At 43.8% G+C, this 12,385-nt stretch carries 11 protein-coding genes and 1 tRNA gene; 10 read left to right on the forward strand and 2 right to left on the reverse strand.

Going from position 1 to position 12,385, the window contains the following annotated elements:
* The first annotated feature begins 519 nt into the window (after positions 1–519).
* The 8 genes from HMPREF0673_RS06695 to HMPREF0673_RS06735 all read left to right on the forward strand — a co-directional run bounded on the left by HMPREF0673_RS06695 (position 520) and on the right by HMPREF0673_RS06735 (position 8,459).
* Positions 520–592: transfer RNA gene (locus tag HMPREF0673_RS06695), tRNA-Phe, on the forward strand.
* Between the two features lie 103 nt (positions 593–695).
* Positions 696–890 carry an Arm DNA-binding domain-containing protein gene (locus HMPREF0673_RS15050; RefSeq protein WP_007899868.1) on the forward strand — a complete coding sequence of 65 codons (195 nt, stop codon included), beginning with the start codon at positions 696–698 and terminating at the stop codon, positions 888–890.
* A gap of 696 nt (positions 891–1,586) precedes the next feature.
* Positions 1,587–2,054 (forward strand): hypothetical protein, encoded by a 468-nt coding sequence (locus HMPREF0673_RS06705; protein WP_157591650.1) that lies wholly within the window; start codon positions 1,587–1,589, stop codon positions 2,052–2,054.
* A gap of 9 nt (positions 2,055–2,063) precedes the next feature.
* Positions 2,064–3,029, forward strand: coding sequence for a hypothetical protein (locus tag HMPREF0673_RS06710; RefSeq protein WP_007899875.1), 966 nt, complete (start codon positions 2,064–2,066; stop codon positions 3,027–3,029).
* A 1-nt stretch (position 3,030) separates the two neighbouring features.
* Positions 3,031–3,906 carry a hypothetical protein gene (locus HMPREF0673_RS06715; protein ID WP_007899877.1) on the forward strand — a complete coding sequence of 292 codons (876 nt, stop codon included), beginning with the start codon at positions 3,031–3,033 and terminating at the stop codon, positions 3,904–3,906.
* An 821-nt stretch (positions 3,907–4,727) separates the two neighbouring features.
* Positions 4,728–5,207: a sigma-70 family RNA polymerase sigma factor gene (locus HMPREF0673_RS06725; protein ID WP_007899880.1), complete on the forward strand. Its 480-nt coding sequence runs from the start codon at positions 4,728–4,730 to the stop codon at positions 5,205–5,207.
* A 17-nt stretch (positions 5,208–5,224) separates the two neighbouring features.
* On the forward strand, positions 5,225–5,905 hold the full coding sequence (locus tag HMPREF0673_RS06730) for a DUF4974 domain-containing protein (protein ID WP_245544235.1): 681 nt from the start codon (positions 5,225–5,227) through the stop codon (positions 5,903–5,905).
* Between the two features lie 16 nt (positions 5,906–5,921).
* The gene (locus tag HMPREF0673_RS06735; protein WP_007899885.1) at positions 5,922–8,459 is read left to right on the forward strand and encodes an outer membrane beta-barrel family protein; all 2,538 of its coding nucleotides are present in this window, start codon (positions 5,922–5,924) and stop codon (positions 8,457–8,459) included.
* 51 nt (positions 8,460–8,510) lie between these two features.
* Here HMPREF0673_RS06735 and HMPREF0673_RS06740 read toward each other — a convergent pair whose 3' ends face one another.
* Both HMPREF0673_RS06740 and HMPREF0673_RS06745 read right to left on the reverse strand, forming a co-directional pair.
* Positions 8,511–9,140, reverse strand: a complete 630-nt coding sequence (locus tag HMPREF0673_RS06740) for a LysO family transporter (RefSeq protein ID WP_007899888.1) — start codon at positions 9,138–9,140, stop codon at positions 8,511–8,513.
* Positions 9,137–9,430, reverse strand: coding sequence for a LysO family transporter (locus HMPREF0673_RS06745; RefSeq protein ID WP_007899890.1), 294 nt, complete (start codon positions 9,428–9,430; stop codon positions 9,137–9,139). Before HMPREF0673_RS06745 ends, HMPREF0673_RS06740 begins: the two co-directional genes overlap by 4 nt.
* Positions 9,431–9,765: 335 nt before the next feature.
* On the opposite strand from HMPREF0673_RS06745, the gene aspA reads away from it, so the two are divergent.
* Positions 9,766–11,184, forward strand: a complete 1,419-nt coding sequence (gene aspA, locus HMPREF0673_RS06750) for an aspartate ammonia-lyase (RefSeq protein ID WP_040596601.1) — start codon at positions 9,766–9,768, stop codon at positions 11,182–11,184.
* 290 nt (positions 11,185–11,474) lie between these two features.
* Positions 11,475–12,338, forward strand: a complete 864-nt coding sequence (locus tag HMPREF0673_RS13370; protein ID WP_050804960.1) for a helix-turn-helix domain-containing protein — start codon at positions 11,475–11,477, stop codon at positions 12,336–12,338.
* The last annotated feature ends 47 nt before the right edge of the window (positions 12,339–12,385 follow it).

Genomic DNA, 12,385 nt, shown 5'->3' on the forward strand with positions numbered 1-12,385 from the left:
TGGCTACGGCAGGAATGCCGTAGCCTCCTACAGTTAGCCATTCTTCGCAATTCTATAGTTTTGACACACCCTCTTTTTTATCAATAAAAAGCAGTCCCTTTATTGTTGCAAAACCTAAGACTTAGTGTTGTAAAAGCTCATATTTAGTGTTGCAAAAACTCAGATTTAGCGTTGTAGAAGCTCTGCTCTACTCACCGGACGGCGGACGCGATCCGATCAGACGGCGGACGCAATCCGATCGGACGGCGGACGCAATCCAATCGGGCGGCGTTCGGTATACAATGACAAGAACATAGGCTTTACATTATTACAATGCAGCATTTGCATCACATAAGATCTGTTGCGATACCACAAAAACCCCACTCTTACCCAATTCTATTTCCACTCTCAAACCACTACACACCACTATACAATCACACAACTTACAGTTTAATATATCATTTTTCACAAAAAATCGGCAAATAATTTGGCAGATTCAAAAATAATGCGTACCTTTGCACTCGCAAAATTAACGCAGTTGGTGCCATAGCTCAGATGGTAGAGCAAAGGACTGAAAATCCTTGTGTCCCCGGTTCGATTCCTGGTGGCACCACAAGAAAGCAGTTAAGATAATGTCTTGACTGCTTTTTTCGTGTTGTATAGTGCTGAAATATGGTAGGAAACCACAGGTTGTTTTCTAAAATGTTTTCTAGAAAATGACGACAGTTGAAGTTGTATGTTACAAGTACACTCCATTAAAGAATGGTGAGTTTCCACTGAAAGTGAGGATTTGCAAGGACAGAAAATCAAGATACATTAGTCTTGGAATATCTGTAAAACCACAGCATTGGGATTTTAAGCGGAATGAGCCAAATGAAAAATGTTCCAATAGGGAGATTATAGAAAAATGATAGCCAACAAAATTTGTGAAGTCAAATCGGAAATAGTGAAGTTGAAAGCTTCTGATACAGAATTTACAGCTACTTCTCTTTTACATCATCTTGATAAAGAGGAAAGGGTTATGTCTGTTGCAGATGTATTTCAGCAGCACATAAATTTTCTCCAAGACATAAAAAGAACTCTAAGTTGAAAGGCTTTAGAGCACAACTACGCGATGTGCAGGATTTACCTTTCTTTATGTTCAGAGCGTCTATGATCTTTGGATAACATGATTATATTGCCACGGACTTATACAACTGTGCCCTAATATCACTGCCATATGATGTTTGGGCATTTTTTACTATTCTGCCCACACCAATCACGGCATTTATATGTCTAAAAGTCTAAAAATCACGGATGATAAGAGGTTTCCTTATGAAAAATGAGTAACTTTGTAGTCAGTAATCAATAAAATGATTTGCCAATGATATAAGAGACTATTTATAAGACATATTAAAGAAGTGTTTGCTTCTTACTAAGGATATTCGGAAAATCGCCAATTAGAAGAATATGTAACCTGTAGTAAGTAGGTGAATGCTCATGCCGTAAGGTGTGGGCTTTTCCTTATTTGGGTTGCATGGGTGTTTGGCGATACCTCCGAATTTCAAATAAAGGATTGCCTGCACCTATTTTTTATGCCCTTACGAAAACAGCAAAATAATATGTATATGAGAAAAATCGTATTGAAACACAAGGTGTTGTCCAAGCAGCAACCTTTATTGCAGAAAGCCTTGCTGACAGCTACATTCGCAATGCTTTCATCTGATTTGTTTGCCCAAAGATGGAGAGGGGAATATGACGACATTACTCCAACTCCTTGGTGGCTTAGTATGTTCATTGTCACTGCTTTCCTATTTTATTTATGGATTAGGAAAAGCAAAAGGCTTAAATATTTAGAGATTAAAAATGAGACCCCATTAAAGGTAATGTTGGGACAAATAATAAAGTGCTTTTTGCTAGACATTAAGGACAATCCTATCTATACAATAATTACCATTGCTACATTAGCATTATACACAATTATGCTATTGTATCAATGGGCATACTATATCTTTATTGCACTTTTATGTTTTGCTGCATTAGGAGTTGTTATTTATGTAAAGTGGAGTGACAAAAATGATAAAAATATAAATTAACAAATAAATATGGCATCAATTATCACAGTATTTTTCTTCTTGCTCACAATGTTTATTGGGCATGAGAAACCTCTCAACTACAAGCGAAGGAAGTTGAAAACATTTGGGGCTTGGCTTTTAGTGACACTATCTTTAGCAGACATGGCTTTGGTTGTTTGCATTGCATTAAAGGTACAAAGCACCTACAATGAACTTGATTACACATTCGAGTTTTTCAAGAGGTATGCACTATCATCCATTCTTATGTTTGGATGGGCAGTATATATTTTCAAAAGTGGACCTCTACGCTCGAAGAAGTGGAAAAGGGCAGTAAAGTCTATACTTTATTTCTTGTCAAGTTTTATGCTACTTGGTTCTTCAAGTTCTGACCCTACGGCAGAATATATGGCTATGGTTCTAACATTTGTTCTATTCTTTACGATATCATTGATAGACGTACAAAAAAAACAAGAAAATGAACAGATAAAAGGACAAGTTATTTCCAATTTTCAACAAGCATCACTTTGGAACATTATGGGTAAGTATGCAGTGAAAATCTGTGCAACTTGTGTAATGGCATTTTTCTTTATTGTATGCGGTATTGGATTTAAATATGATGATACGATGAACGTTTTGGGGCTTTTTTACTTACCCTGGTTTTTCATTGCGTTTGTTTACTATACCTATTTATTATGGAGCAAAAAGCCTGTTACAGGTGAGAAAATCCTCCTATTGCCATTGCTGCAAAAAATATCTTTATTTCAGAATTACTCCGCTGATAGTATTCCCATGAAGAAAGACTTGATAAAGACTGTGCTTCCATTTCTTCTTACATCGATAATTTGCCCTTTTATATCAATATTTAGTAATGATGGAGATAATTATACTTTCTCAGCATTGTTGTGTGCCATAGCACCTATTCTCCTCATAATTAATTTAACAAAATCATATTCTAACAAATGGCTTTATAGCCAAAACCAACAAAAAGACGAATAATATGAAATCAAAAACAATCACTCTATTATCCCTATTGATGATATTATTAACAGGTTGTACAGAAAATTGGCAATTAAAACAGGTGCAATCCGATATTTTCCTTATTGACTTGCCTGTAGGTACATCAGAAGTAGAAAAAAGTACAGATGGACTACATTATTACATTGAATATAAAGCTCCTATGCCGAATGACCAAAGCATCTATGTAGAAGCTTTCCCTTGGATTAAGACACCAAAAGAAGCAATGGAGATTGTGGGCAAGCACAGCTTTGCTTATAAAGGAATAAACCATGGTGAAGAAACTGATTTTGATTATAATACTATCAGCGGTGTTAAGTATGAGGGCGATGATGGAAGTCATTTACTCAAAGGAGAAATTTTCTGTTTCAACAAAGATGGCTATACGGTTATTATTTCAAGCAATGGAAGATATAGGGACTATCGTACTATAAGAGATATAGTGCGTAGCATAAAATTTGGTGTTCCGCCTATGACAAATGAGCAGAAAGAAAAGGCTTTTAATCCTAAAAAAATTGCTCAAACTTTATCTAAGCAAATTAAGCAAGCTCTTAATACTTATAATGGAAAAAGGCAAATATGTGACAGCACAAGTTGGGCATTAGAGATAGCAGAAGACAATACTATGCCTCCTACTGTACATGTTAATTGTTGGTTAAGCCCACAGGCAACAGAACGTCTAAAAGACCCTATAAGAAGAGATTATGCTTTTAAGTATGCTTTGATGTCGCCATTAGAACTCTTGAATATGCCTATTGCAAAAAGTTTACAAATGAGAGAAGACAATCTCTTAACATTGAATTTCAATTATTTTGATAAATATGGAAATTATTTAGAAATAGGCGAAGAAGATGAATAGTTTTCCTCTACATTACAGCCTAAGCAGGGATGGTTTGCCACTGATTGTAACATCAAGCAAGCCAACCCTTTGCTTTTTGATAGACACAGGAACAACTCATAATGTGCTTTTGTCTATGCTAAACTTCAACATCTATTTTCAGTTCTAGAACTAAACAATGATGTTGCCATTATGGGTATTGACGGCTCTAGAAAAAATGTCAGACAAGTAAGGTGTGCAATAGCCTTTGAGGGTAAGTAGAGTGATGTTACATTCTCTGTTGTGGATACAGAAAAAGCTATTTCTATGGTACAAAATGAAAGTGGAATACAGATCCATGGCATCCTTGGAATGCCTTTTCTCATTAAGAATAAATGGGATTTGGATTTCAAAAAACTCCAGGTAAGGACAGAGTAAGTATTGTATAAACCTATGTAGTCACTTCTTTTATTCTTATTATAGGAGAAGTGCCTACAAATAAACAAAACTTATGTTGTATGTGCAGACTACTACTCTACAAAGAGCCTTTTCTGCCATACAGCAGAGATAACAAACAAGAGTAAATAACCAAGGAAGCAATCCTGTTGTTTTCCAAAATGTTTCAACTACAAGACTGCTCTTTTTTGTTTTGCTACTAGAACTCAACCATTTGCAGGGATATACAACAAGGACTGAAAATCCTTGTGTCCCCGGTTCGATTCCTGGTGGCACCACTTGAAAAGAGTCATTCTTCGGAGTGACTCTTTTTTGTTTTCATTTTATCCATTACCTTTGTAATGTTTTTTCAAAAAAATCAATGTTTTGCTTAGTTTTTCGCTTTGCTCAACTGTATAGATAAGTATATGACACAAGAAAAGGACATAGAACAGATGTTTCGGCGGCACTATGAGAAGATGTACAATCTGGCCAGATACATTCTCTCGGATGACGACGAGAGCAAGGATGTGGTGAGCGAAGTGTTCACGCAGATTCTTGCTGATGATGTAGTCCTGTTGCCTGAGAGCGAAGAAGGCTATATGATGCGAAGCGTGCGCAACCGCTGTCTCAATCAGATTGCTCACAAGAGCGTTAAGGAAAGAGTGGCGAAGCTACTGTTGGATGATGCCGACGTGGTTCTTTCTGAAGACACCGACGAGCGTCTCGAACAACTGCTGCTTCTCATCGACGACCTTGAGCCTCCCATCCGTAAGCTAATCTTCCGCCTGCGCTATCTGCAAGACAAGTCGTATCAGGAGGTGGCAGACGAGGTGGGAGTAAGCAAAGTGACGGTGTTCAACCATCTCTCTAAGGCAATGGACTGGATTAGAAGACAAATTAAATGAGCAAAACAATGAGTACGATGAACAAAGACGAAAAGCGGTTGATGCTCTTCGATATGCAGGAGCATCCCGAGAAATATACCGACGAGCAGATGGAACGCTTGCTTGCCGACGAAGAAGCGCAGGAGTTCCTACGCGACTTGGCTATGGCGAGAATGGCTGGCAGGAAAGCCACGCCAAAGAAGGTGGATGTGGACAAGGCCTGGAAGGAGTTTTCGGAAAAGCACAATAAGGCTAAGTCTATTAGCAAAGGAACGAACACTTCTTACCACAACCGAATGCAGATCGCAGCCTCTATCATTGGCATCATCTTCCTCTCTGGCGTAGCCTTGGCTGCCGTGCAGAACGGCTGGTTAAAGTTCGCGGTTTCTGACAAAGTTGCGGACAATAAAGCCGTGACAGAACAGACAGACAAGTCTGGTCTGTCAGCCGACGACAGCCTTAAAGCCGTGACTGCAGAGCCAAAGGACTCGCTCGACATGAAACCCGTCGTATTCGACAATACCGAGTTGGGAACGATACTTACGCAGATGGCAGACTTCTATCACGTTAAGGTGAGGTATGACAACGCAGACACACAGCATGTGCGTCTCTTCTTCAACTGGAACAAGACGAAGACATTGGAGCAGAACCTGGAGATTCTGAATGCTTTCGACCGCATACAGATAGAGTATGCCGAAGGAGAACTGGTAGTGAAATAAGAACGGAGGACGTATTATGAAAAACATATTTAAGCAAACGCCCGACAGCAGCAAGACCATCTGCCTGCTTCTTTTCTTTCTGCTGGCTTTCGTACAGCAATCTTACGGCCAGCGCATCACCAGACAATATAATAATGTGTCGTTCTCTGAGGCATTGAAGGACTTGAATGCTCGTCAACATAAATACACCATTAACTTTGTGTACGACGAGTTGGAGGACTTCAAGGTGACAAAGAGCATACGCAACATGAGTGTTCCCAATGCCATCATGCAACTCATTGGCTTCTACCCTATCAGAATGACGCAGGTAGAGAACAACATAATGGTGGAATGTAGGCAGAAGTCAACGCTTCGATATAAGGGACGCATTGTTGACGAGCGAGGCAATGCAGCCGAATACGCCACAATAGCCTTGCTGTCGCCCATCGATTCCACCATCGTAGGTCAGGGCGTGAGCAATGAAAACGGCTACTTTGTCATTCCTTCCAACTACAGAAAGGTGTTAGCCCGTATCACATACATTGGCTATAAGACCGTAAACCGTATATTCAACAATACGGAGATGGGCATCATCAGGCTGCAACCCAAGACCATGACGGTTAAAGGTGTTGTGGTGAAGGGCAAAAGAAATACAGTGAAAGTAGGATTGAACAAGATAACCGTGGATGTAGCACATTCCTATTTGCAGTATATGGGAAAGGTAACCGACGTGCTCGGCATGATTCCAGGATTAACCTCCGACTTGCAGTTGTTAGAAGGTGGAACTCCAACATTTGTTCTCAACGGAAGACCCGTAAGTATGGCTGAGCTTAAAGCCATACCTGCGTCGCAGGTAAACAAGATTGTGGTTGATTCAAATCCAACAGTAGAATATAGCGCCAGCAATAAGGGCGTTGTGTACATCACCACCAAAACAGCATTGGGCAATACACTGTCTACAGAGTTAAGCAACACGTCTATTTTTGCCAGAAACTATGTGGATATGGCAAATGTGTCCATAAACGAGAAATACAAGAAGGTGAGCAATATTCTTACGGCAGGGTTTTCGTATTTAAGTACAACACAGATAGACAAAACCACAGAGACTGTATTCTTGCCACAAAAAGACATAGAGAGCGCAAAGGAGAGACATACGATAGGAAACGCTCGTACGTTCGAATGGTTCTATTCGATGAACTGGGAAATCAGCCGACAACAGTCGTTCGGCTTTCAATATACGGGCAACATAGGCAACACGCATATAAAAGAACCTACTTGGCAGACGATGAATGGAACCGAAATGACGTTCAATCAGAAGAAGCGAGGAGCAGACTATCTGCATAGTGCCAGCGTGAACTATAGAAACGAAATCGACTCTACACGCACACTCTCTATTATAGCCGATTACGCACAGAACCACTCCGATGAGACAGGATTGGCAGCCACTGTTCCTGCTGTCGCTACAGCAAGTGAGGGGAAATATCATATCGGAGGTACGCGCCTATCATACAACAGTCGTCGCAAGTGGGCTAACGTGTCAATGGGGCTTTTCTTCTCGACTATGAACAATAAAGGCAATTATGCCTACAATGCGGATGTAGAGACATACGATACTCACGAGAGTCTGTATGGTGCATATTTGTCACTTTCGAGACAATTCAGCAGCTTTTATTTGCAAGGTGGCTTACGCATGGAAGCCGACCGTAGAAAGTTGGAGACCGGCGTGTCTGGAACGTTCACCGACTCTACAGTATGGAAACTGTTCCCCAACTTGGTAGCAAAGAAGCAACTGACAGCCAAATCTTCTGTGAGCTTATCCGTAGGACAGACCATCGGACGCCCTTCGTTTTCCAACTTGAATCCCGGACTCTACTATTATGATGCCATCTCATATAAGGTAGGAAACCCGCAGCTGAAGCCAAATGTAACAACCAACATAAAGCTCAGCTATAACTATGGCAACTTGTTGGCATCAGTAGCCTACAACAGAAGTAAAGACAGAATAGTAGATCTGCCGTTCTGGACAGAAACGTCGGTTGACAATAAGAACATCAAGTTTATGCCTGTGAACTTTAACAAGTCAGAGAACATTGTGGCTACCGCTTTATATAACTTTTCGATAGGTCCGGTCCAGGTAGATCTGACTGGTTCATTCGTCCAGCCCTTTGTCAAGGCAAACTATTTAGGAGAAGAACACTCGTGGAACAAAGCTTCTTGGGATATTAATGCAAATGCGCAGTGGCCATTGAACAACCATTCAATTTTAGTATTCGATGCTTATTTCGACAGTGGCGGCACAAGTACGTTGTTCGACCATAAGAGTTGGTGGACGATGGATCTGGTATATATACTTCGCATAATGAAGGGCAAGCTGAACTTGACGGTTGCTGCTAATGACATATTCCATACCGACAGGTCGAACAACTGGACAATGAAATATAACAATATACGGACAACAATGGATACCAACGGCGACACTCAACGCCTAGTAGTGAAATTGAGCTACAATTTTGGCACGTTGAAACTGGACAGCACTAAGAAATCAGCTTCAAAGGATTTCCTGAACAGATTGTGACAAGCGGTTTCCTGTTCAAAGAAACCCGCTATAAAATATCGCAGCCCGAAATTAAGCCAGCGTACACCACATGGTGACGACGAACGGCACGGTGAAGTCGGTGACGAAGCCGTGGTAGATGCTGAGTGCGACGTAGCGCTGACCAACGGTCTGCGTGATGATGGGCAGTGTGGTGTCCATTGTCGTTGCACCGCCAGACGAGATAGGAGCCAGCGGACCGAACCACTTGGCGAGCAGCGGAGTTAGCAAAAGCGTAATCATCTCGCGTATGATGTTAGCCAGCAGAGCTATGGTGCCGAGTTCGGCACCGCGATACTCGGTGATGAAGATGCTCGAGAGCGAGTAGTAGGCAAAGCCACTGTCTACAGCCAGACAGTCGGTGAGCTGACGGTGATGGAGCAAGGAGCACACATCGTTGTTCATCAGGAAGAATGCCGCCATTGCCCCCATCCACGAACCGAGTATTGTGGCTACTGGCAGCAGGGCGATACGCGGATTAAGACTCTTTATATCGCTCTTCATGTCAGGATTGAGACCTATGCTGATGCCTACGCAGAGCAGCAGTGCGCACAGCGCCACGAAGCTTGTGCCGCTGCTCAGCATCCACTCGGGCATACCGCCGCTGCGTCCTGCCAGCACGCCGAGCACGAAGAACGCCACTACTATCAGACTACCTTTCATCGCTTCTCTCCTACTTTCATGCTTTTCCACAACGCCCACGCCAGCACGCAGCTGCCAAGCGTTGCGCTCACCGACAACACCATCGCCTCTACGCCCAACGTGGGCAGTGCGGCGATAAGCTGCTTGTTGCTGCCCACCTCAAGACCAAGCATGAAGAGCAGCAGCCATATCAGCCACGTCGTTATGCGTCCGTTCAACGCACCTATCACGCCGACCTTTGAAGCCAGACGGGTGCGCAGGGTATAACCCAAGGCTATACCGAGAAATATAAACAGTATTACTATAAACATTACTTTTGATGCATTAAGAGTTTGTGCGAAGTTACGACATTTCGGGCAGACTGCAAAGAAAAGAACTGAAAGTCTTTAGGCTTTCAGAATATTATACGGGAAGCCTAACGGCAAAACCTTTGCAATAACGTCACTTTCGATTTTTACAAATATTTGCAAGTGGTTCGCTTTTTACAAATAAAGGTTCGCTTTTTATAAATGCTTTGTCTGATATAAGCCGTAACTTTGCAAAGTAAAAGTTAGGAGGTATGGGCATCTTGCCCATACCACGCAGCCTAAAAAGTAAAAGAGTTTTAAAAAAAGAATATATAAACAATTTAAACAATACAACTATTATGGCAAACGAAAAGAAATTCAGAGTAGAAGCCGACCTCTTGGGAGAACTTCAGGTTCCTGCTGACGCACTCTACGGCGTGCAGACTCAGCGCGGTATCAACAACTATCATATCTCACGTAAGACGATGAGCGACTACCCCGACTTCATCATCGCCAACGCATACGTGAAGCTGGCAGCCGCACAGACCAACCACTCGCTCGGCGTAATCAACGACGAGATCTCGAGTGCGATATCTGAGGCTTGCCGCGAGATTATCGACGGCAAGTGGCACGAGAACTTCCCTATCGACATGATTCAGGGCGGCGCAGGCACATCAGTTAACATGAACGTCAACGAGGTTATCGCCAACCGCGCACTCGAAATCATGGGTCACGAGAAGGGCGAATACCAATATTGCTCGCCTAACGACCACGTCAACTGCGGTCAGAGCACCAACGACGCATACCCGACATCTATCCGTCTGGCACTCATTCGCATGAACATCCATCTCGTAGGCGCACTCACCGGCCTCATCAGCGCTTTCCGCTACAAGGCAGAGGAGTATAACGACACTATCAAGATGGGTCGTACACAGTTGCAGGACGCTGTGCCTATGACAATCGGTCAGGAGTTCAACGCATACGCCAACAACCTTGAGGAGGAGATTCTCAACCTCGAGCGCAACGTGAAGCTGCTGCACGAGATTAACATGGGCGGCACAGCCATCGGTACCGGTCTGAACGCCGTTCCGGGCTTCGCAAAGCTCTGCGCTGCCAACCTAAGCAAGCTCACCGGCGAGAACTTCGTATCGGCAAGCGACCTCGTAGAGGCTACACCCGACACCGGTGCATACGTAAGCTATTCATCAGCATTGAAGCGTTTGGCTATCAAACTCTCAAAGATCTGCAACGACTTGCGTCTTATGGCTTCTGGTCCGCGCTGCGGCTTGAACGAAATCAACCTCCCGCCGAAGGCTCCTGGTTCTTCTATCATGCCGGGCAAGGTGAACCCTGTCATCCCAGAGGTTACAAACCAGGTTTGCTTCAAGGTTATCGGCAACGATACCACCGTCAGCTTCGCAGCCGAGGCTGGTCAGCTCGAGCTGAACGTGATGGAGCCAATCATCACAGCGAGCCTCTTCGAGAGCCTCACATGGCTGAAGAACGCCATCGAGACACTCACCGAGGAGTGCGTTCTCGGCATCACCGTCAACAAGGAGCGTTGCTACGAGATGGTGAAGAACAGCATCGGCATCGTTACAGCCCTCAACCCCATCATCGGCTACAAGGCAAGCTCGAAGGTAGCAAAGGAAGCTCACGCTACGGGTCGCTCCGTGTACGACATCGTTATCGAGCAGGGCTTGATGAGCAAGGAAGAACTCGACAAGGCACTCGACCCGAAGGAGATGCTCCACTCGCACAAGTTCTCTTTGAAATAAAGCAATAAGGTAGGAGGGTATGGCATCCTGCCATACCCACGCCCCCTTCTACGCAGCCCTCGTAGGAGGGTATGGCATCCTGTCATACCCACGCAACCTTCTACGCAGCCCTCATAGGAGGTATGGGCATCTTGCCCATACCACGCCACCACAAAACATTCAAAAGCAGAGAGCTAATAATAAATAGACAAGTAAACCTGTAAGCGAAACCATATTTCAAACAAATGGTTTCTGCTTACAGGTTTTTTTTTATAATTTTGCACTACATCAATCAAAAGAAGACATATTCGATGAAAGTATACAACTTGGAAGAGTTTGCCACCAAATATAAGCTGAAGGATATATATGGAGCATACGCCGCCCACTTCTCCGTGAACGGAGAAGAGAGCGACAGCTTTTCCGGCTTTGACACATCCGAATACAACATATTTCATTGTATGGCGGAAGAGCGCACCCTGTTCACCAAACTACTCTTGGTGCATGAGGGCAGTTGCCGTATGCGCCTGCAGGGAAACAACACAGAGCAGAGCATACAGCTCTCAGCTCACAATCTGCTGATAACCACGCCACACGAAGTGGCACACATCGAACAGCTGTCTACCGACTTCAAGGCGGAAGCGATACTCGTCGACGAGAACTTCGCCAAACAGGTGCAACGCTACCAGCTCGACGACACAAAATACAAGAGCATAGCCGACATCTTCCACTTCGTGCGCGACATCGTGCGCCACCAGCACATCAACAAAGTAGAGATGATACGCAGTATGTTCAACGTGCTGAAGCTCATCATCGACGAGCTGCCCTACGAGCAGTGCTCCGTAACGCGCGACCTCGGACACAAGAAAGAGGTGTACGAGGTTTTCCTTCACCATCTCTACCGCAACTATCGCAAAGAACGTCAGATACGCTTCTACGCTGACCTGATGAACGTATCGACGGCTTACCTCTCGCGACTGGTGAAGGAGATAAGCGGTTCGACCATAAACGAGCATGCCACATCGCTCGTCTACAAGGAGATTTGCAACCTGCTCACGCAGACCGATATGACGATGGGCGAGATAGCCGACCACCTCAACTTCAGCGACCAGAGTGCCATGACCAATTTCTTCAAGCAGCACTCCGGCATGACACCACTCGCCTACCGCAACAGATAAAAGTAAAAAGGTAAAAGAGCCCCTCCCAACCCTCCCCGTCGGGGAGG

The organism is Leyella stercorea DSM 18206, assembly GCF_000235885.1.
Classification (GTDB): domain Bacteria; phylum Bacteroidota; class Bacteroidia; order Bacteroidales; family Bacteroidaceae; genus Prevotella; species Prevotella stercorea.